General features: G+C 35.8%; 17 protein-coding genes and 2 pseudogenes. 5 read left to right on the plus strand and 14 right to left on the minus strand.

Annotation, left to right across the window (positions count from 1 at the left end):
* Nucleotide 1: 1 nt before the first annotated feature.
* From LKW28_RS14675 to LKW28_RS14695, 5 genes are all read right to left on the minus strand, one after another.
* Complete coding sequence (locus tag LKW28_RS14675; RefSeq protein ID WP_229141096.1) at nt 2-1,084, minus strand: PQQ-dependent sugar dehydrogenase; 1,083 nt, start codon at nt 1,082-1,084, stop codon at nt 2-4.
* Nucleotides 1,085-1,151: 67 nt separating this feature from the next.
* Complete coding sequence (locus tag LKW28_RS14680) at nt 1,152-1,877, minus strand: sulfite exporter TauE/SafE family protein (RefSeq protein ID WP_229141097.1); 726 nt, start codon at nt 1,875-1,877, stop codon at nt 1,152-1,154.
* 514 nt (nt 1,878-2,391) lie between these two features.
* Nucleotides 2,392-3,546 (minus strand): mannitol-1-phosphate 5-dehydrogenase, encoded by a 1,155-nt coding sequence (locus LKW28_RS14685; protein ID WP_229141098.1) that lies wholly within the window; start codon nt 3,544-3,546, stop codon nt 2,392-2,394.
* A 6-nt stretch (nt 3,547-3,552) separates the two neighbouring features.
* Nucleotides 3,553-5,640: a BglG family transcription antiterminator gene (locus tag LKW28_RS14690; RefSeq protein ID WP_229141099.1), complete on the minus strand. Its 2,088-nt coding sequence runs from the start codon at nt 5,638-5,640 to the stop codon at nt 3,553-3,555.
* A 110-nt stretch (nt 5,641-5,750) separates the two neighbouring features.
* A complete protein-coding gene (locus tag LKW28_RS14695) occupies nt 5,751-7,661 on the minus strand; it encodes a PTS mannitol transporter subunit IICBA (protein WP_229141100.1) in 1,911 nt (636 codons plus the stop codon).
* 624 nt (nt 7,662-8,285) lie between these two features.
* Between LKW28_RS14695 and LKW28_RS14700 the strand changes: the two genes are divergently transcribed.
* Nucleotides 8,286-8,915, plus strand: a complete 630-nt coding sequence (locus tag LKW28_RS14700) for a helix-turn-helix domain-containing protein (protein ID WP_229141101.1) — start codon at nt 8,286-8,288, stop codon at nt 8,913-8,915.
* A gap of 462 nt (nt 8,916-9,377) precedes the next feature.
* Here LKW28_RS14700 and LKW28_RS14705 read toward each other — a convergent pair.
* A pseudogene (locus tag LKW28_RS14705) lies at nt 9,378-9,576 on the minus strand (MFS transporter); the annotation flags it as partial.
* A gap of 308 nt (nt 9,577-9,884) precedes the next feature.
* Here LKW28_RS14705 and LKW28_RS14710 point away from each other — a divergent pair.
* A pseudogene (locus tag LKW28_RS14710) lies at nt 9,885-11,965 on the plus strand (catalase).
* Nucleotides 11,966-12,839: 874 nt separating this feature from the next.
* On the opposite strand, the gene LKW28_RS14715 reads toward LKW28_RS14710, so the two are convergent.
* Entirely contained in the window at nt 12,840-13,439 is a 600-nt protein-coding gene (locus LKW28_RS14715; protein WP_099354672.1) for a TetR/AcrR family transcriptional regulator, read from the minus strand.
* Nucleotides 13,440-13,537: 98 nt separating this feature from the next.
* Here LKW28_RS14715 and LKW28_RS14720 point away from each other — a divergent pair, with 98 nt between their 5' ends.
* Both LKW28_RS14720 and LKW28_RS14725 read left to right on the plus strand, forming a co-directional pair.
* Complete coding sequence (locus LKW28_RS14720; protein ID WP_102029500.1) at nt 13,538-14,251, plus strand: GAP family protein; 714 nt, start codon at nt 13,538-13,540, stop codon at nt 14,249-14,251.
* A 24-nt stretch (nt 14,252-14,275) separates the two neighbouring features.
* Nucleotides 14,276-14,497 (plus strand): hypothetical protein, encoded by a 222-nt coding sequence (locus tag LKW28_RS14725; RefSeq protein ID WP_099354670.1) that lies wholly within the window; start codon nt 14,276-14,278, stop codon nt 14,495-14,497.
* 388 nt (nt 14,498-14,885) lie between these two features.
* On the opposite strand, the gene LKW28_RS14730 is transcribed toward LKW28_RS14725, so the two are convergent.
* Both LKW28_RS14730 and LKW28_RS14735 read right to left on the minus strand, forming a co-directional pair.
* Nucleotides 14,886-15,758, minus strand: a complete 873-nt coding sequence (locus tag LKW28_RS14730; protein ID WP_229141102.1) for a pirin family protein — start codon at nt 15,756-15,758, stop codon at nt 14,886-14,888.
* A 38-nt stretch (nt 15,759-15,796) separates the two neighbouring features.
* Entirely contained in the window at nt 15,797-16,438 is a 642-nt protein-coding gene (locus LKW28_RS14735) for an FMN-dependent NADH-azoreductase (RefSeq protein ID WP_229141103.1), read from the minus strand.
* A gap of 194 nt (nt 16,439-16,632) precedes the next feature.
* Between LKW28_RS14735 and LKW28_RS14740 the strand changes: the two genes are divergently transcribed.
* Nucleotides 16,633-17,205 carry a TetR/AcrR family transcriptional regulator gene (locus LKW28_RS14740; protein WP_229141104.1) on the plus strand — a complete coding sequence of 191 codons (573 nt, stop codon included), beginning with the start codon at nt 16,633-16,635 and terminating at the stop codon, nt 17,203-17,205.
* Between the two features lie 340 nt (nt 17,206-17,545).
* On the opposite strand, the gene arsC is transcribed toward LKW28_RS14740, so the two are convergent.
* The 5 genes from arsC to LKW28_RS14765 form a co-directional block, all read right to left on the minus strand.
* The gene (arsC, locus tag LKW28_RS14745; RefSeq protein WP_229141105.1) at nt 17,546-17,968 is read right to left on the minus strand and encodes an arsenate reductase (thioredoxin); all 423 of its coding nucleotides are present in this window, start codon (nt 17,966-17,968) and stop codon (nt 17,546-17,548) included.
* Between the two features lie 13 nt (nt 17,969-17,981).
* Nucleotides 17,982-19,280 (minus strand): arsenic transporter, encoded by a 1,299-nt coding sequence (locus LKW28_RS14750; protein WP_229141106.1) that lies wholly within the window; start codon nt 19,278-19,280, stop codon nt 17,982-17,984.
* A 15-nt stretch (nt 19,281-19,295) separates the two neighbouring features.
* A complete protein-coding gene (locus tag LKW28_RS14755; protein ID WP_229141107.1) occupies nt 19,296-19,640 on the minus strand; it encodes an ArsR/SmtB family transcription factor in 345 nt (114 codons plus the stop codon).
* Nucleotides 19,641-20,010: 370 nt separating this feature from the next.
* Entirely contained in the window at nt 20,011-20,511 is a 501-nt protein-coding gene (locus LKW28_RS14760) for an arsinothricin resistance N-acetyltransferase ArsN1 family A (RefSeq protein WP_229141108.1), read from the minus strand.
* A 72-nt stretch (nt 20,512-20,583) separates the two neighbouring features.
* Entirely contained in the window at nt 20,584-21,048 is a 465-nt protein-coding gene (locus LKW28_RS14765; RefSeq protein ID WP_229141109.1) for a MarR family winged helix-turn-helix transcriptional regulator, read from the minus strand.
* Between the last annotated feature and the right edge of the window lie 136 nt (nt 21,049-21,184).

Raw genomic sequence — 21,184 nt, forward strand, 5'->3', positions numbered from 1 at the left:
ATTACGATAGTGATATACGGTATAGCTTATCATCATTATCCTCTGGATTTCCACGCCCATCTGAATTATTACTAATAAAATAAAGATAGTTATCCTCAATCCGTACATCGCGAATTCTACCAAGGTCAGTGATAACTTCACGGTATTCACCTGTTTTGAGGTCGAATTCTAAGACAGCAGTTCCTCTTAATGCTGCAACATACAATTTACCATTATGATTGGCCATTCCAGACGGTGCCCAGGTTGATTCCTCACCAGAAGTGAATAGCGGTGAAACCATCCCATCTTGTTCTTCATGCCCCTCGATAATTGGCCATCCGTAATTTTGACCGGCCTCAATTCGATTTATTTCATCATTTGCACTGTTTCCGTGCTCACTGGCATATAGCGTTCCATCAGGCAACCAGGTCATTCCTTGAGGATTGCGGTGGCCATAGCTGTATACATATGAATCTGAAAACGGGTTATCATTTGGAGTCGAACCATCTAGATTCATCCTTAAAATTTTTCCGCCTAATGAACTAGGGTCTTGTGCTAGATCCGGTTCAGACGCATCACCAGCAGTTGCATAGAGCTTCCCATCGGGCCCCATTTTAAGCCTTCCTCCATGATGGTAAGAGCCACTTGGAATTTTATCAAGAAGCATGCCCTCTTCCATCCAAACATTATCTTCCAAATGAAGTGTAATAATGCGATTGAACTGCCCGGTACTGTCTTCATATGTATAATAGGCATAGGCTAAATTCGATTCCTGAAAGTCAGGAGCAAGCACAAACCCCAATAGCCCCGCTTCCGAAGCTGTTGCTAGATCTTTCTCAAATTCTACACGTTGCCTCTCCATTTCTCCATTTTCTATTTTCACGATAGAACCAGATCTTTCTGTCAGATAGAAAATATCATCAATTTTTTCAATTGACCATGGAGCATCGAGATTTTCCGCAACCACTTCCAATTCATCATTTTCTTGCTGATTCGGTGTAGTGTTTTGCTCGTTATTGTTATGCACCGCATCTTGCTGATTATTTGATGAACATCCAACTAATAAGAGAATAAGCACCGTGCATACAGTTATAATCTTTTTCAACGCTAATCACCCTTCCTGTCTTATTAAAAAATGTGTCCCAAAAGCAGACTAATAAGACGAATTTCCCCTAAAACAAACCTAAACTTTCAAGAAGAAGAAAGATACCTGTACAGATCAAAAGTATATATGTAAATACCGTAAAAATTCTTTGACTAAGATATTTGAAAATGATTTGCCCTATTAACAATCCCAGAAATACGATTGGAATCGCATAAAAACTTGCTTCCCAAACTTCTTTATTAGTTCCTGTAAAATAAATCTGTGTTAACAGACTAACGAAATATATAAACAGGTAATAGGCTAATGTCGTTGCTCTTAGTTTTCCTTTTTCTGTATCGGTTCCAGTGAAATAAAGTAACAATGGTGGCCCAGGCATACCGATACTTGTTGTTAATAAACCTGAAAATCCACCGACAATGTAATCCCTCCGTTTTGTTGATCGAACTTTGAAATTACATATCAATAGTAGGGTTAATAGTAAGAGAAGAATGCCAACTCCTAATTTAAATGTAGTTGCGTCAATAGAAAGAAAGATTAAAATGCCAAAAGGAACACCAACGATACTTCCTAAAGAAAATCTTTTCAGTTGAATAAAATCGATATCTTTTTTTATTTTATAAATGAGTGATACTGAAATAACCAAAGATAAAATAAGATTTAGTTGAATAGCTTCTTGCGGTAAAAACAACATAAGCAGGAACGGTGTCGCCATTATAGAAAAGCCAAAGCCTGTACTTGTTTGCAAGATAGAAGCCACTAAGATAATACATATAAAAATGAATATACTTCCCAAAATATACCTCCAAAATAGAAGACCTTCTAATTAGTACTGTGATTTTAAACTTTCTAAACCCTACTTTATCATATATATCCATTAGTTCTTCCTTGGATGCAAAAAAAGACCGGAACCTGATTGGATCCAGCCCTACTTTGTGTGGAAATTTGGAGAAACGAGGGGGAGAAACGGAGAAACGAGGGGACGGTTCGCATGTTCACCTAATTTTTTCCATAGAAAAACTTTGACGAATCACAAAAATAAGGAGCGATTTTAATAAATGGTAACAGATTGTCTAAAACATGTGAAAGATGGGCTACATACCCTTGATATTCCACATGTAGCCAAGCTAAATGATAATCAAGAACAATTGACCACATGCAAATGTGCATTTTGCCATTTAAGTGCGGATTACAGATTGTTCGATTAAAGGTCTTATAGAAAAAAAAAGAGCTTGATAAAGTATAATCTTAATGAGCCAAACCTGAGTTTGGCTCAAAACATATATTTGTTTCAGTCTATTTTATATTACCTATTTTTGATACTTCGCCTTAAATTCCTCATATTTTCCGATTATCACTTGTGTGATTTCGTTTGATTCATCCAGTTGGCAAATTTCCTTTAATACATGTAGTACACCTTGGTCTTGAATCATCTTTTGTAATTCAACTGATTCTGGATCCTCTTTCACGTCAAATAAGAGGCACGCTGCCACTGCACTTGCTAAGTTTTGGAAAGATAATCCCAGCTTTTGTGCTTCCACCATCGGTTTTACTAATCGATCATTAGGTCCAAGTTTACGGATTGGCGAACGGCCTACGCGAGTTACATCATCGTGTAAGTGTTTATTTTGGAAACGACCCAATATTTTTTCAATGTATTTTTGATGCTCTGTTTCATTTAATTGATAGCGTGTTGTTAAGTATGCTCCAGTTTCTTCTATTGTTGATTTAACTTTTTCATAGATAGCAGCATCATTCAATGTTTGATCAATGGTTTCTTTACCGTCCAAATAGCCAAAATAAGCTGTTACAGCATGTCCGGTATTAACCGTAAATAATTTTCTCTCAATAAAAGGCGCTAAATCTGCAACTTTCGTCATTCCTTCTACTGCTGGAATATCCATTGTGGTTTCAACAATCCATTCATAATAGGGCTCAACCAGTACATCAAGCGTATTCTTGTTATCTTGAATAGGTACAATTCGATCAACCGCCGAGTTAAAGTAAAATACATTACCCTCCATTTTTTTAATCTCATCTTGATCTAATCCTTTTTGGATATAGCCTTTCAATAGATCAGTTGCTGAAATTTGATTTTCACAAGCAATTACATATACTTTTTCATCCGATACACTTACTCTGGATTGCAGGCCTTTTGCAATTAATGGGGCAATGTGAGGTAAGATGTTTGGTCCAATTGCAGTTGTTATGTAAGTGGCATCTTCTATTGCCTTGATGACGTCATCCTCTTGTTTCATATTGTTCAATCCGGAAACATTATGAATTTCTGTCACTTCTGGTTCATCAGCTGCTGTTATAACTTTATACGCTTTTTCTGTATTTAATTTATCGATAATCACATCTGCAATGTCCACAAATGTTACATGATAACCCGCTTGTGAGAACAATGCTCCAATAAAACCTCTTCCTATATTTCCAGCACCAAAATGTACGACCTTTTTCATAAAAAATCATTCCTTTTCAAATTTTTCGTATAAAAAACGTAAAAATGCTTCTTCTAACTTTGTTCGGATCATCTGTTCATTTGCAGAAGTAAAGATCATCATGGTCTCTTTATTTTCAACCATAATCGTACTTACCATGCTTATAATTTCCAATTCAAGATTATTTAACGATTGCGGTGCAAGCAGCAAAAGAATCGTATGGACATCCATTTCCTTACCATCCATACCCAATAATCTGTATGGAAACTCTACATGTGCTATTTGAAAAGTGACTTCCTCCACCTGATCGTGCCGGCAGTGAAAGAAGGCCATATCCGTTTGGGGAATCCCCAATCCCCCTTTTGCTTCACGTTGCTTGAGTTGCAGAAAGACATCATCTGCATTCGTTACGCTTCCTTTTTGCGTTTCTATTCCTAGCATCTTCTTAATGAGGAGGTCGCAGGTAGGTTCATTTTCCCAATGACTGACGGAAAAATTGCGTAAGATGGTACGGATACTGTTTTGGCATATATCTACTTCCTCCATAAAAGTGTAAAGGTTCGTACTATTTTTATTAACCTTCTTTTCGTCACTGCTGTTTTTCACAGGCGGATGGCCGGAATCCCTTGTAATTTGTTGAATATGTGTGCCTAAATAGGCTTGAATTGACTCAATGTCTTTTTCATAGAGTAATGGATTTACAAAAACGTAATCGAAATCATCCTGTATAGGCAACAAGACAGTCGAAATAATAATTTGATATTGACGCCAATCAATGGTTTTGATTTCTTTTAGAGAAACAATATCAGTTGAAGTAATCTCAGGAATTTCATTTTTAATTCGACTTGCTAACATTTTTGAAGTACCGATTCCCGTAGGACACACGATTAAAGCATGTATTTGAACTTCCTCTTTTTTCAATTCCAATGCAGATCCAAAGTGAAGTACAATATAAGCAATTTCGTCTTCTGAAAATGACAGGTGAGTAAAAACCTTGTTAATACTGGTATGTACCGCTAAAAACAAAAGAGGATACATTTGTTTAATCTCTTCTGTTAAAGGATTAAAATAAGATAACCCTTTACTCATTCGATAAATGGTAGGTTCCATGTGGGCCATAAGCCCTTGAAACAAAGAAAAATCTGCTGATAAATCAACATTCATTTGCCCGGAAACATCGCGAATCATTTTCTTAACGGAGCGGCTAATGAGAATCTGATCATAGTAAGAATCCTCTGGTTCTATTAGTTTAGAGCCTCTTAAAACAGATACAAGATATGTGATTTCCTTATCATTCAACCTAATTGAAAAAGTTTCAAATAAATCATCCCGTATCTTAATGAGGAGTGAATATTCTTCGGAATTTTTTAGAAGGCCTATATCAAGTTTCACTTCAGATAGAGAATATCCCTTTTCAATCCTCTGCAAGGATATGCAAATATGAATGATGAAAGCAATATAATCTCTATCAGCTAATTTAAGCTGTATTTGATTTATATATGGATAAACAATCTTGTCGATCATTTTTAAATAATCTTTTTTTATGAAAAATAAGATGATGTTATTTTGTAACTTGTCGTTTGAAAGAAGAAATAGACTTTCGATTAATTCATCATTAAAGTAAATAAGTAAATAACTAACTAAAGCCTCTCTTTTCGCTTCTTCTGATCCAATGATTTCGACTCCCACGCCTTTTTTTCGATTAATAGATATTTCATAGTCTTTCAACCACTCTGTCAGATCATCTAAATCTGTTCCTAATGTCGTAATCGAGATGCCAAGTTCTTTAGCTAATGGTGCTAACTTGATCGGTCCATCTGCATCTACTAATTTTATATAGGCTAGAAGTCTCCTTTCCTCTAATGAAAGATCAATTGGATTAATTTTCGTTAATTCTTGAATCAGTCGATAAAAGTTTTGATTGGATCCTATAATCGATAGCCCATTATTATTTTCTATTGTTAAATCGAATTCATATAGGAGCTTTTCAATGCTTTTTAAATCCCTTTGGATGGTTCTTGTACTGACATGCAACAAATCTGCAATAGAAGAGATTGTATGCTTTCCACTACTTTTTACCATCAATTCAACTATTGCCTTCTCTCGTGTTGTCATGATCATGCCCATCAACTCATTTCAAACAATTTCATTTACTAAATGATTGATTTTAACATATCAAATAAAAAGGAAGAAGAAAGATGCATTCTGCATCTTTCTTACTTTACTTACTTATCAAATGAAGCCCCAATAATATCTAAGATTTCATCAACTGTTTTAGCAGTTGCCATTTTTTCAACATTTTCCATTTCAGAACATGTAATCGCAATTGCGGATAGTATTTCTAAATGTCCGCCATCCTTACCAGCAATTCCAAAAATCAAACGAGCTTTTTGTCCATCATAATCTACACCGTCTGGAATTTGAATGATAGTAACACCTGATTTTAAGACGCTTTTCTTCGCCTCATCTGTACCATGTGGTATCGCTACATCATTACCCATATAGGTGGTTGTCATTTGGTCTCTTTCAATCATGGCATCAATGTAAGACTCTTCTACGTAACCGCCATCTACCAATACCCGTCCAGCAAAACGAATCGCTTCTTCTTTTGATGAGAATTGTTTGTTCAAGAAGATATTTTCTTTTCTTAAAACACCTTCATTGGTTGGTGTTGAATCAACTACTATCTCATCATTGGGATTCTCTTCAATAACATCCTCCGTTTTCAATCGATTAATCAATTCATCATATTTTGGACTGGATAAAAAGTTTTCAACTGAAATATGATGAGCATTTGGCACTTTTTGTTTTGCGCGTGGTGTTAGCTCTTCTTGTGTAATAACCAGTTTTGCATCACTTGGAAGATTGCTTATAGAAGTATTGGTAACCTTCATATTTAATCCAGCTTCTTTTACTTTTTTTCTTAAAAGTGAAGCACCCATTGCACTTGAACCCATACCAGCATCACATGCAAAAATGATATGGTTGATATCAGTAGTGTCGAATTCTCCATTTGATTCCTTATTAGCAGCTAACGCACCTGCTACACTACTTTTCTTGCCTTTCATTTCTTGCATTTTTTGTGAAGCTTCTTCAATATTTCCTTCTTTTGCTTTACTTGTTTTTAATACAAGAGAAGAACCAATAAATGAAACAATTAACGCCACTGCTACACCGGAGATATTAGCAAAATAGTTCCCGGCAGGTGTTACAGCAAGAATCGCCAGAATACTTCCAGGTGAAGATGGAGCTACTAAACCACCACCGAGGACAGTTAAGGTAAATACTCCACTTATTCCTCCTAAGACAACGGCAATTATTAAAAGTGGATTCATCAACACATATGGGAAGTATATCTCATGAATTCCACCAAAGAAATGAATGATACTCGCACCGGGAGCAGTTTGTTTTGCCGTTCCCTTTCCAAAGAACCAATAGGCCAGCAGGACCCCCATACCTGGTCCAGGGTTTGCTTCAAGCAGGAACAAAATTGAACTTCCAGTTTGTTTTGCCTGTTCAAGTCCAATTGGTGATAATACTCCATGATTAATTGCATTATTTAAAAATAGTATTTTTGCTGGTTCAATGATAATGCTAGTTAATGGAAGAACACCTACATCTAACATCCACTCCACACCAGTCACTAACCATCCAGTAAGCACAGTTACTCCAGGTCCGATTAACAAGTATGAAAGAATAGCAAGTATTCCACCTAAGATTCCGGATGAAAAGTTATTGACTAACATCTCGAATCCAGTTTTAATTTTTCCTTCTATTAAGGAGTCAAACTTTTTAATGACCCATCCGCCTATCGGACCCATGATCATGGCTCCTAGGAACATTGGGATATCTGCGCCAACAATGACACCCATTGTTGCAATCGCACCTACGACCCCTCCGCGAGTGTCATAAATAAGTTTACCGCCTGTGTAACCGATCAGTAATGGTAATAAATATGTTACCATTGGACCTACTAATGAAGCCAATTCCTCATTCGGAAACCATCCTGCTTCAATAAATAGAGCTGTAATTAATCCCCATGCTATAAACGCTCCGATATTTGGCATTACCATTGAGCTTAAAAAGTTGCCGAATTTCTGAACGCCAACTTTAATTCCTTTTTCTTGTTGAGCCATTTTGACCCACTTCCTTTCAAAAACATACATCCTATAAATAAATTTTAAGATATAAACCGCTTTCAAACAATGAATAGTAGAACTAATTTTGTCTTACTTCACTGCGTCAAAACTTTTTCGAAGTGAGAATCCTCCTTTTTTTGATTAAAAAAAACATGAAATCAATATATTAATGTGTTCATTTGCGTGTAATTTTATTCTGAAGGGTCTTGGGGATATTGTTCAAAACAAAAAGACTGGATCGGTAATGGACCCAGTCTGAAATTGATATTGATTTTTTGTTAACTCCATCACTATTAAAAAATAACATTTTTAACAAAAGTTGAAGTTTTTCAATCGAAAGATAATAAGAACCATCAAACTGACATATAATAAATAAAACTCGCTAATTGCGAGCCTATAAGGATCAAGGGGAGAATAGGGTTAACTTTATATTAGTCAAGGAATCTAAATTCGACTCCCATTCAGGTTTGAAGAAAACCAAGTTCCTATAAGAATAAGATTACGAACGCTTTCCAGTGCCACCTACATCTCTAGTTACATCTTTTCTTTCATCTTTTGTCATTTTTAGCACCTCACTTATTTTGTTAAACATATCTTGTCCACGTATAGGAGGCGATATACATGAACACGGGAAAAAAGAATAATGCCAATAATACTAAGGTTGTGTATATGGGCTTTGACGACAATTACACAACGGAAACAGAAGGTACACCGAAAAATGATGGATATGTATATGTTAAAGTAGGCTTTAAAAAGGAGAATTTTGAAAAGATACAGTCCTATACAACATATGCCAATGTGGAAGCTATAATGGATAAAATAAATGTTGAATATACCCCGGAAGATTTCATCAAGGGGGCAACCATGTATTTTATCGATTCCATGCTAGACAACATTGATGCTCATCAACCTAAAGAAATAACCAGAAAATTGTATGAATCTCTTCCTGAGTTTCTTCCCATTTTAAATGAATCAGCCAAACAACTGGGAAATACTCCAAAGGTAAATGTTGAACCGCTTATTAATTATCATGATGGCTTGATTAAAAATAATATGAAGAAAATAATGAAAGAACGAAAAATTACTCAAAAAGAACTTTCAGAAATGACAGGCATCGATAAAAGTAATTTATCAATTTATATGAATAATAAATCACAACCATCTATAGAATTCTTTCTTAGAATTTGGCATGCCCTTGATTATCCGCCCCTTAACCAAATTTTATATAGAGAAAAACCTTGTGATGCTTAAGCATCTCTTTTTTTGCATCATGGTTAAAAATTTTTAACTTTTATTAATAATTTTTAATAAAATGTCATAAGACACGCACCTAACTCAATATCCTAGATCATAGCTACCAAAGGGAGTGGGTTTAAATGGAAAATGGAATAGGTTCTATTTATTTCATGATTTGGAAGACAGGTCTACTTTTCTGCGATGACAAAAAGACAGTCGCGTGAGGGTTTGCGATTAAGCCTCTCATAGGGGGAGGTGCAACTGATGGACATGAGTACAGCAATGTTTATGATAGCATTAATAACTTTAATCGTCCTATTAATCGATAAAATAAAAGAGTAATCCACCCTGCTGTTTGGCGACACGGGTGAGTACTCCCTAGTATAAAACCTTATTACTGCTAATCACTTACTTTATGCATCGCATTTATATAGATAACCGTAGTGTTGGCGTACTACGGTTATCTGGGTCGCCATGATAATGTTCTATAATTGCCGCTAAGATAGGAAGTAAAATTAACTGCCCTGTTGCAGTTGCTGCAATTAATATTCCTACAGCAAGACCTCTTCTTTTCTCAAACCATTGATTCGCTACATACTGGACTTACTACTGTTAAAAAAAGACTCGATCCAAGCCCAATAATAAAGTCCCAAATAATGATCATCTGCCATGACTGGCCACGGGATTCCGATTTCAGGCGAGATATTATCAAGCAATCTTAAAAAGTTAGTTAATGAGTTTGGCAAAGTTTCCATTCCTGACTACCCGCAAAACTGTATGTAGTGTGAAACATTAATCAATTGTTCATAGCCGATTATTCTTAGGGAATAATCGGCTTTTAACCCCCTTTTATGATTATAGATAATAACCCATCATCATCTTTTTTAGACAGTTGAATATATAAATTGAAGGTTACTGTATAAAATATCCTGAACTACATATTAATAAATTGGAAATAATTTAGACGTTAAAAAGGGTGATTAAGTGGATAACGATAGAAATAAAAAACCAATAGGAAAAGATATTAAACAGGAGCAGTTAGATGAATACCGTATTAAAAATACAGGAAACCCACTAACTACAAATCAAGGTAGAAAAATATCAAACGATCGTCAGACCTTAAAAGCCGGTGAACGTGGCCCTTCCTTACAGGAGGATTGGCATTACTTTGAAAAAATGACGCATTTTACGCAGGAAGAGCAGCCAGAAAGAGTGGTTCATGCAAGAGGTTACAGTGCCCATGGAGAGTTTGAATGCTATCAGTCGATGAGGCACGTGACAAAGGCCTGCCTTTTTCAGGAACCTGGGAAAAAGACCCCTCTAACTATCCGTTTTTCTACCGTACAAGGACCCAGAGGGTCTTATGACACAGCAAGGGACTTACGTTGTCAGGGAGTTAAGTTTTATACAGAAGAAGGAAATTATGATTTAACTACCATTGAGAAGGAAATTATGATTTAACTACCATTGCTATGCCTGTATTAATTAATCAAGATCCAATGAAATTCCCAGAAGTGATGCACGCTTATCAAGCTAAGTCCGATGATGATATTCCAACAGCTACCGGTGCACATGACCGTTTTTGGGATTATGTGGCCAATAATCCAGAATCAATTCATATGGTTACGTGGATCATGTCTGACCGGGGCCTTATAAGAAGTTACCGAATGATGGAATCGTGGTCCATTAATACATATTTATTTGTTAACGATAAGAATGTCGCAACCTTTGTTAGATTTGTCTGGAAGCCTGTTCTTGGTGTTCATTCCCTCCTTCAGGATGAAGCAATTAAATTAGGGGGAATTGATCCAGACTTTCACCGCAAGGATTTAAGAGAAGCAATCGACAAGGGATTTTATCCAGAATATGAATTAGGTGTACAACTGATTCCGCTTGAAGATGAGTTTAAATACGATTTTGATATTCTTGATCCTGCAAAGTTTTGGCCAGAAGAACTCATTCCTGTTCAACTAATCGGGAAGATGACATTAAATAGAAATATCGAAAATTACCATACTGAATCAGAACAAGTAGCCTTTAATCCTGCTAATGTTGTTCCAGGTATTGGTTTTTCCAATGATCCCGTATTGCAGGGAAGGTTAATCGCTTATCATACTGCACAAGTACATCGATTGGGAACACCAAATTTCGAAGAATTACCTATTAATAAACCGATTTGCCCATTTCATAATAATCAAAGACGTGGCCCTATGAGGTATCGAATTGATGTTGATCAAGTGAATTATCATCAAAATTCGCTGGCAAATAATACACCATTTGAGACTCCCCCAGAACAAGGCGGATATGAACATTATCCTAAAAAGGTAGATGGGCATACGATCCGTGGCCGGAGTGAATCATTTAACGATTTTTATTCGCAAACGAGAATTTTTTGGAATAGCTTGACACCTATTGAAAAGCAACACACGATTGAAGGATTCACCTATCAACTAGGAAAAGTTATTAGTGAATCTGTCCGTCAGCAAAATATTAATTTACTGGTCATTGTAGATAAGGACTTAGCAAGCATCGTTGCTGATAATATTGGTGTCGACCGTCCAAAGGGCAGCCACGTTTCAGTTTCTACAAGCTACCCCTCACTGAGTCAGGCCAGCACACCTAAATACACAGCTACACAAAAAGTAGGCGTGTTGATTGGCAATGGGTTCAATAGTGCCGAGGTTACAAATATACTTAACTTACTGCAGCAAAATGGAGTTCTTATCGTGATTGTTAGTGATAAAATGGGCATAGTGACAGGAAGTGACGGCACACAAATTAAGGTGAATCAAACGTTTATAACATCAGATCCTCTTTTGTTTGACTCGTTATATGTTGTTGGGGGAAGTGAAACGAACGTTAACCTTAATAAAAGTATTAATAAATTCTTTGTTGTAGCATATGAGCATTACAAACCGATTGGGGTGGCAACAACTGGTCAGTCATATGTTACCACATCAGCACAGAATAACTTAGCTGGAGTCGTTTTTTCTGCAAACAATCCTAACTTTGGGAAGGATTTTATTACTGCTATTGCCCAGATGCGTTTCTGGGATAGAATATAGTTTCTCACAGGGAAATAACAAAGTTATTTCCCTGTTTTACGTACTTATTCACCTGTTATTAAGTCCTTCCTTCCACCTTCTCACTTCCGATCCCTCTCAAACCCAACTCCCCTAATGCTTCATGTCCACTCAATCCAAATTCAGGATTTAGTCTTTTTTTATTAACGTCAGTACCCGACTTTGTTGTCTTTCAACATTATTATCGCCCTGCCAAAAAGTCCTTCCCCGCCTTCTTCCCCCTCACACTCCCCTCAAACCCTTGCGGCTCTTGGACTCTTACCTCCTAACACTTCATTCCGCCACTCTTCCTTCTGCTACATAGTTCTTCCCCAAAACCCCCATTTTCGCCCTCCTTTTTCTGTTCTGGCTTGTATCGAATATTCGGACAACGTTAAATAGATGTTCCCTGAACGGGAACAAATAAGAAAAAAATTGAAAAAGATACTGAAAAACCCTCTTTTCTCAGCACTCTCTTTCTTCTTTCCCGTGTACTTTCGAACTGTATAGAAAATGTTCTGGGCAAGAACTGAACCACGCTACGGACAAGGGATTGGAGGGATATCGAACAAAAGAAAAAGGACTGGATCGTATTGAGTCCAGCCCCGATATAATATTGATGTTTTATTGAAAAACCAATTGAGTAACGATTGATTACATAATAGACTGCCTGCTACTCTTCCCGCTTCCTTTCCCGTTAAGAAGCATGGTATTGATCCCACCTTTATTAGGAAAAGCCCTCGTTACTCGAATATAGTATTTGTATTTGTGAAATGTATTTTCCTTTCAATAACATCTACCAATGTAAATTGATTCAGTTTTTTATTTTCAATCATAATCACCCCCAATTTGATTGAGCACTCATTTTATTAACTTTCTAATTACATACTTTGCAAAGTGTTTCTAAATGATAACGGATTACTTCCTTAACCTTTTCTGAGGAGTACACATCAGGTCTTAATAGAGCATGAATTGACAAACCTTCAATCAATGCTGATAGCCTACTTGTTTCTAATTCTACATTAATTGACTCGGGTAAAAGCCCTTGTAAAACTAACATCTGAATCATAGAATTCGCTAATTCATACGTTCCGTTAGTCATTTCATCTTTTTTTTCTTTTAATGTATCACTTGTAAGTGAGCGAAGTGCAAAAATCCACCAAACACTCGTTTCAATTTTCTTTTTTTCGTCAATTGGCACAAGCTCTAATAGAACTTCCTCAACTGCTTGCAATGGGTTTTCTGACCAATTTTTACTTTGAGAACGTTTTTTTCCTTCTTCCAGGTAATAATTCATGATAAATAATAACATTTCATCCTGTGTTGAAAAATAATGTCTTAACGCACCAGAGGACATCCCTGCTTCAGTTGCAACTCTGCGTATTGATGCTTTCTCAAACCCTTCTTGCTTAATAATATTCCATGCAGCTTCTGCAATCGACTTCCTCTTTTGCTCATGATTAACAATCTTTGGCATTATTAAAACCACTTCCCTTATTTAACACAGTGTGTTATTATCTTTTTAGCACATTGTACTATAATAATACCACATATTAAAAAGGAGGTACTATTTAATTGATAGAAACGATTGAAGCAATGATGCCATCTTCATTAATAGACATATCAACAGCCTTAATAATTATTTCCATTTGTGCCTTAGTTGACATATTTAGTCCTGGTGTACTCGCTGTAACAGCCTATTTATTATTGACACAACCTAATCAATTATCTTCTCGCTTGCTTGTTTTTCTATCTATTACGCAATTAGGCTACTTTGTAATGGGTTTATTACTATACTTTGGTGGAGAATCACTATTGACGAGAATCGAACAATTATCTGAAATTGACTTCATCAATTGGTTTTATATCCTTTTTGGAATGGTTCTTGTTCTAATTAGCTTCAGTAAACCAAAAGATACTACAAAAAAACGTTTAATTTCAATTATACCCACAAACACAACTATCAAAGGGATGATCATATTAGGAAGCATTGTTTTTCTAATTGAATTTGTAACTGCATTGCCTTACTTTTATTCAATTTTATTAATGGATCACCTAGCAATAGAGCCTACTCCTTCTATCTTAATTATAACTGGGTACAATCTTGTAATGGTGCTTCCTTCACTACTGCTTTTAGGAGTTAATATTGTGCTTAAAGACAAACTACATCAATTTCTAAATAAAATCAGGTCAAAATTAAATGAAGCTCCAATTTCTTCACTCTTAGTAGCGATAGGAGTAGTAGGTGCAGTTTTTTTCAACATCGGTCTTAGAGGCATATTAAATTAAAAAAATTTTAATGAGGTGTTCATCATGAAAGAAATTATTAGTGGACTTAGTTTACTATTCCTTATCCAAGGAGTAGGAGGGCTAATTAATCATCTAACAAATGGAGGTAAAAGCTGGTTTTTAGTTAATTATGTTGATGCCTTTCAAGGATTTGAAATCATTTTAAACATTGTATTTATTATAGTTGGCGGGGTCATAGGTTTAGCATCTCGTAAAAAAGACGACTCTACTAAAAGTGAAAATTAAAATGTACAAATTTACACTACAGCGGAGGAATTCTCACCACTTCCGCTGTTTTCCCTTTACTTTGCCTTTTAGAAAAGAAAAGGGACGAAGTCCTACTGGACGGACCCGCCCCGAATTTTGATTGATTTTTTATTTAATAAACCGATTGATTAAATGTCGGACTGCCCGCTGTTCTTCCCGCTTCAATTGCCATTTGGATACCAACTATTTAACAGCAGGTACCGACTTTTTAGCATGGAAACCAACTTTTTAGCAAGGAGATATAATAGAAAAAAGAATAAAGAGGTAAAAATGAAACCCCGATTCTAGTCCATCACTCATTTAAAATACTTCATTGTATAAGTGCAGCCTTCCACTCAATGTAGTTTCTTTCCTATGAAAATTCCCCTTACTCTTTTACTGCTGGTGGTCCAAATACTCCTCGCTGAAGATCTCGAAATGCCTTCCGGATTTCTTCTGCTGTATTCATTACAAATGGTCCACCAAATGCAATTTCTTCCCGAATAGGAACACCTGAATATATCAACACTTTAGAACGAGTTTTTGCTTTTATTTTTAATTCACTTTGGTTAGACTCTGAGCCTTCTTCATTAAAGGATATTGTAGCTGCTCCTGTTTTACCTATCTTTGTCTTACTTTCTCCGAATTCCATCTCTCCTGCCAACATGTACAAGAATGAATTGTGATTCTCAGGTAAAATATGTGTATACTCAGTTCCTTCACGAAGGGTAACTTCCGCCATTGTAATAGGTACCAAACTATTCATTGGTCCTTTTACCCCTGCAATATCCCCTGAATACACTCGAATCGAACCACCTTCAAGGTTCACTACAGGAGCATCTTCAACATAGATGTTTTGATAAGCTGTTTCTGTACGCTTCAAACTTTTTGGAAGGTTTAGCCATACCTGTAATGTATGAATCAAGTCATCATCATAAGCCTCTTCCGCATGTCTAGCTGCCCATCCAGCATTCATATATTGAACATCACCTGCATTTAAAAGGCTATAGCCACCCGCATTATCTATATGTTCAAGCCTTCCATCAACAACATATGTTACAGTTTGAAAGCCTCGGTGAGGATGATCGGCAAAGACTCCACGCTTATACCAGTCTTCGGCCATAAGAATAAAGGGAGAAAATTCTTGATTCCTCTCAGGATTAAGAATTACTCCTTGTTGGACATGTGGATAACCATTTTTATTATATGTTGGATACCAAAAATCTCTTATTTCTCTACTAAATGTTGATTTATTAGACATTTCAACTCCTCCTTGATTGGATCTATTTCACCGTGCGATTAAACATATTGATAAACCAATTTCTCTGCTGTTTCAGTTACTTTACGCATTCCATTTTCAATGATTTCCTCTGCTTTATTAGGACTTGCATTATGTCCCTCAATAACAACCTCATCAGTAACTTGCATACCAAACATTCCAGCAAATATGCTTCTCATATAATTCACAGCATGTTCCATCTTCTGCATTTCCGGTGAAGAATAATACCCACCTCTTGCATTCATTAGAATAATCTTTTTCTCCGGCATTAAGTAGACTGGTGAACCATCTGGACCGTATTTGAATGTGTAACCCGCTTCATCAATATAGTCGATAAATGTGTGAAGTTTTGCAGGGACAGTTAAATTCCACAATGGGAAAACAAATACAACTACATCTGCCGTAGCAAACACATCTTTCGCTTTTTGTTTCGCAGCTAGAAGACGTTGTTCTAATTCCGATAGTTCTTCGCCACTTTGTAATTTTCCGAAAGCATCAAATAATTCTTGCCCAAAGTATGGCATATCTTCTTCAAAAACATCATAGACAGTCACATTTAGATTATTTGCCTCTTTTATAGACTCCATGAAAGTTTCATACATTTTACTAGATACACCCTGAGATGCCGGGCGATTATTTGCTTTAACTACTAATAAATTCATTTAATAAATCCTCCTAAATTCCTGTTCCCACAATAAAAGGGAATTAATTTTACAACTATTGCATACGCAACACTTGTTGTATAATCAAATTATAGATATGATCTGTTCACCCCTCAAGCAACAAAATCTTCACTTTGTTGCATAAGCCACAAATCACGAAAAATGTCTTATCATTCTGAAATGGAGGTATTTTAATGACTGAGGAAAACACGGATTTGCGTTCCATTCGAACAAGGAAATTCATTTTTGATTCCTTTGTAGAGCTCTTGGAAAAAAAGGAGTTCAACAGTATCAAAATCAGTGATATTACAACAGGAGCCATGATTAATCGGGCAACTTTTTATCGTCATTTTCTCGATAAATATGATTTGCTGGAAAAAGTGATAAAAGAAGATTTACTGGAGAATGTACTAAAGGAATTGTCGAATAATGAAGATTTCAGCGAGGAAATGCTAAAGAGTTTGTTCTTATCTATTACTACATTCCATATGGGCTTATCAACCCGATGTCAAAAAAGTTATCATGATATGAGCGTGAATATCGAAGCCATATTAAAAAAGGAGCTTGAACAGATTATCTTACAATCTCTATTAAAGAAGTATCAGGATGTGAGTAATGAAAAGCTAAGCATACTGGCCACGATGTTAAGTTGGATGATATACGGAGCTTCAATAGATTGGAAACAGAACAGTAGTAAATCACCAGAAGGGTATTTAGAAGATGCAAGTTTGGCTATTAGAAAGTTGTTAAAGAATGAAATAGTGTAGATTCTTTTCAGTAAAATGGCGTTACTCCAAGTGGAAATAACGCTTTTTGCTCTTAATACAGCAATTTTTACAGTATGGATAACAATTATATCGGATATTTGAAGCATTATTAGACCAGTAATTATTAAATCAAAAAGACTGGATCACTATTAGACCCAGCCTGGTTTCGTATTGATTTTACGATTGAATAAGACTACCCACTGCTCTTCCTGTCCCCTTTGCCGTTTAGATTCCTTCTATTTAGCAGTAGGAACCAATTTTTTAGCGCGGGGAAGAGGAAAGTAACAGCTATATATAATAGAAGAAAGAATAAGGAAGCAAGAGGATAAAGCCTTAACTATTACTCCCCTGTTTCAGCAAATCGTTTAATCCTTTCACCAATCTCATCACGAACACGCTGAAAAACCGCCCATTTTTCCTCTTCCGTTCCTTCTGCTTTTGCAGGGTCATCAAATCCCCAGTGTTCCCGTCTTACATTAGGCGGTGTAACAGGGCATTTATCCTTTGCATCACCACAAAGAGTAACAGCTAGGTCTGCGTTATTTAGTATTTCAGGTTGGATAATATCAGAAGTTTGGTTTGAAATATCAATTCCTATTTCTTTCATTGCTTTAACCGCATTCGGGTTTAGTCCGTGTGCTTCAATTCCAGCACTTTTAACTTCCCATTCATCTGGATTTAAGCATTTTTTTGCCCATCCTTCAGCCATTTGGCTTCGGCAAGAATTCCCAGTACATAGAAAATAGATTGTTTTTTTGGCCATAGCTCATTCTCCCTTAGAAAAATAGTAATGAAATATAAAGTCCAATTAACGAAAAGAATAGGATTGGTATTGTTAAGACAATCCCCGTTTTAAAGTATGTTCCCCACGATATTTTTACTCCTTTTTGTGATAATACGTGAAGCCATACTAATGTGGCAAGGGAACCAATTGGAGTGATTTTGGGACCTAGATCGGATCCAATGACATTTGCATAAATAAGACTTTCTCTTATTAAACCTGACGTGTTCGTTTCTGCAATTGCTAAGGCATCAATCATAACAGTTGGCATATTATTCATAACCGCAGATAATATAGCTGCAATAAAGCCCATTGAAACAGTAGAGATAAACAATCCTTCCTCAGCCACATTTTCAATCACACTTGCCAAGACAGAAGTGAGTCCCGCATTCCCTAACCCATAAACAACCACATACATTCCAATCGAGAAAAATACAATATTCCAAGGAGCCCCTTTAATTGCCGCCTTCGTATTAACGGCTTTACTTCTTCCAGCCATTAGAATAAAGAGAACCGCAATAATCCCTGCTACAATGGATACAGGGATATTCACGAATTCACTAGTAAAATAACCAATTAGTAACATCACTAGAACATACCATGAAAGGTTAAACAACTTTTTGTCTTTAATCGCTTCTTCTGGTTTTCTTAATTTTGATAGATCATATGTTTTAGGTATATTTCTTCTGAAATAAATAAGTAGAACTGCAATCGTTGCAATTAGCGAAAATATGTTTGGAATAATCATTCTTGAAGCATACTCAAGAAATCCAATTCCAAAGAAATCAGCAGATACAATATTCACTAAGTTACTTACTACAAATGGTAGTGAGGTTGTATCAGCAATAAAGCCACTAGCCATAATAAACGGAAATACCATTTTTTCTTTAAAATTCAAGTTTCGAACCATTGCAAGTACAATTGGTGTTAATATTAATGCCGCTCCATCATTGGCGAATAAAGCTGCAACAATGGCACCTAAAATACTTACGTAGACAAACATTTTAATTCCATTTCCCTTTGCAATCCTCGCCATATGTAGAGCTGCCCACTCAAACAAACCAATTTGATCGAGTATTAATGAAATAAGGATGATTGCAACAAACGATAATGTTGCGTTCCAAGTAATATCTATCACTTCGAAGACATCACTGAAACTAACAACTCCTACTAAAAGAGCGACGATTGCACCACCACAAGCAGACCAACCGATATTTAACCCTTTAGGCTGCCATATTACTAAAACTAGAGTTGCTACAAAGATTATGATTGCAAGTAAAAGCGTTGTTGACAAAATAATTCCTCCAATTTAACAACAAGAAATTCGAGTACCGTTTTCTTCAAGTGATATTAATTTATAATCTTGATTAGGTAGTTGATCAAGAATGGGTTTAATAAATGGATAATACTCATTTCCTTTATTTACTGAATAAAATATCCATTGTCCTCTCCTTTCTTCCGTAACTAATCCTAAATCTTTCAATTTACGTAAATGTTGGCTGATAGATGGCTGACTAGATTGAAATATCTCAACAAATTCACAAACACAACAAGCCTGATTATCAATTAACTTCATCATTGTCAGCCTTGTTTTATCGCCAAGCAATTTTAAAATTACAGCAGCATTCTCCATTTCAATGGTTGTATGCAACACCTAATTCCCCCCTTGAAATTCTAAAACCCACATAATCATATAACTATATACTTATATATTCAAGAAAAAAAAGTATCAAACTAACTTTCCTTCCTCTTTTAAATCCTTATACGCATTTGTAAAACGTGCAAATGAAATGTTCCCAAGTGTACTTTTATTTTTCTGAAATAGACGCTCGAACGTGATTTCCTTTGCCTTTTCTAAGGTGCATTGTCTACTAAAGAATACTTCATAGCATATCTAAAATTAATTATGAGGTTTGATTTCAATCCATTCCATTTTCATCTTTCCTCTCATTAAGTATGTTAAAGAAGATTACTTCGACTTTGTAATTTGGATATTTGCTGTATGTAAAACACAGAAGCATAAATTAACACGTTGTACCTAATATTTTTTCCATTGCCATTACATCTACAAATTTGCCATCAAGAATTCCTTGATTCTTAAATACCCCCACTTGGCGGTACTGCAATTTGTTATATAAGCCTTGACCTAAAAGATTGAATGGGAAAGTAAATAAAACCAACTTATAAAAATTGTTATTCAATGCTTCTATTTCAAGTTGTTTTAGCAATTTTTGACCCGCTCCCTTACCTCTAAAGTCACGATGGATATAGACAGAAATTTCACCTACTCCTTTATAGGCATCTCTAGGATTATATGGACTTATGGCTGCCCACCCGATGATGTTTTTTTCTTCATTCTCTGCGACTAACCCAACGTATCTACCTTGATGATTGTTAAACCAAGAATGGATATAGTCTCGATCTTTCTTTCTAGTCTCGAGTGTGGCAACCCTGTCAACTATTCCTTGATTGTATATCTCGAGAACCTCTAACAAGTCTTTGATTTCGACCTTTCTAATGATCATTAAGCACCCTCCTTTAATTGTTATTATCAATACTTGATAAAGTCAAATGTTTTTCCAAAAGAAAACCACTATTTATTTAGTGGTACAACAACCAGAACCATCTCCATCATTCATCCTCATGGCACTCAATAAGATCTGTAAACTATCTATAACCTGATTCTTTTTATCATTTGGAATGAACCCTAAAATCTGCCCAATGTATTGATTCATTTGACCGGAGATTTCGTTTGCTTTTAATTGCCCTTCTTCAGTAAGCAATAAAACAACATAACGTCTATCGTTAGGATCAGGGGTTCGAGAAACATACCCTAATTCCACCACTTTATTGATTTGCCTACTTAGCATTCCGGTATCCATAGATAATTTCTCAGCCAGATCAATTAAGGAAATGCGAGGACTTTTACCCAATTCATATATAATGTGACTTTGAAGGACTGTTATTCCACAGCATTCTGAACCTTTACGCTGTAACAAACCAAAATCACGAACCAATTGTTGAAGAATTTCTCTGATCTCAATTGCTTCTTTAACACTCATTTTTTCAGTCACCTCACAGTAAATGACACAAACAACAATTGACATTGTCAACTATTTTTTCCAAGAGTTTGAGGAAGAATACATGGGGCAACTGAAAAAGCACTGGATTCAGACTGAACCCTTACTGGGTAAAGGA

Source organism: Bacillus sp. REN16 (genome assembly GCF_020731355.1).
GTDB lineage: Bacteria > Bacillota > Bacilli > Bacillales > Bacillaceae_L > Ferdinandcohnia.

What these genes read in the sequence shown, in the direction of transcription:
- LKW28_RS14685 (WP_229141098.1), bottom strand. Translation starts at nt 3,546, where the DNA reads ATGAAAAAGGTCGTACATTTTGGTGCTGGAAATATAGGAAGAGGTTTT.
- LKW28_RS14690 (WP_229141099.1), bottom strand. Translation starts at nt 5,640, where the DNA reads ATGACAACACGAGAGAAGGCAATAGTTGAATTGATGGTAAAAAGTAGT.
- LKW28_RS14695 (WP_229141100.1), bottom strand. Translation starts at nt 7,661, where the DNA reads ATGGCTCAACAAGAAAAAGGAATTAAAGTTGGCGTTCAGAAATTCGGC.
- LKW28_RS14700 (WP_229141101.1), top strand. Translation starts at nt 8,286, where the DNA reads ATGAACACGGGAAAAAAGAATAATGCCAATAATACTAAGGTTGTGTAT.
- LKW28_RS14715 (WP_099354672.1), bottom strand. Translation starts at nt 13,439, where the DNA reads ATGCCAAAGATTGTTAATCATGAGCAAAAGAGGAAGTCGATTGCAGAA.
- LKW28_RS14725 (WP_099354670.1), top strand. Translation starts at nt 14,276, where the DNA reads ATGAAAGAAATTATTAGTGGACTTAGTTTACTATTCCTTATCCAAGGA.
- LKW28_RS14730 (WP_229141102.1), bottom strand. Translation starts at nt 15,758, where the DNA reads ATGTCTAATAAATCAACATTTAGTAGAGAAATAAGAGATTTTTGGTAT.
- LKW28_RS14735 (WP_229141103.1), bottom strand. Translation starts at nt 16,438, where the DNA reads ATGAATTTATTAGTAGTTAAAGCAAATAATCGCCCGGCATCTCAGGGT.
- LKW28_RS14740 (WP_229141104.1), top strand. Translation starts at nt 16,633, where the DNA reads ATGACTGAGGAAAACACGGATTTGCGTTCCATTCGAACAAGGAAATTC.
- arsC (WP_229141105.1), bottom strand. Translation starts at nt 17,968, where the DNA reads ATGGCCAAAAAAACAATCTATTTTCTATGTACTGGGAATTCTTGCCGA.
- LKW28_RS14760 (WP_229141108.1), bottom strand. Translation starts at nt 20,511, where the DNA reads ATGATCATTAGAAAGGTCGAAATCAAAGACTTGTTAGAGGTTCTCGAG.
- LKW28_RS14765 (WP_229141109.1), bottom strand. Translation starts at nt 21,048, where the DNA reads ATGAGTGTTAAAGAAGCAATTGAGATCAGAGAAATTCTTCAACAATTG.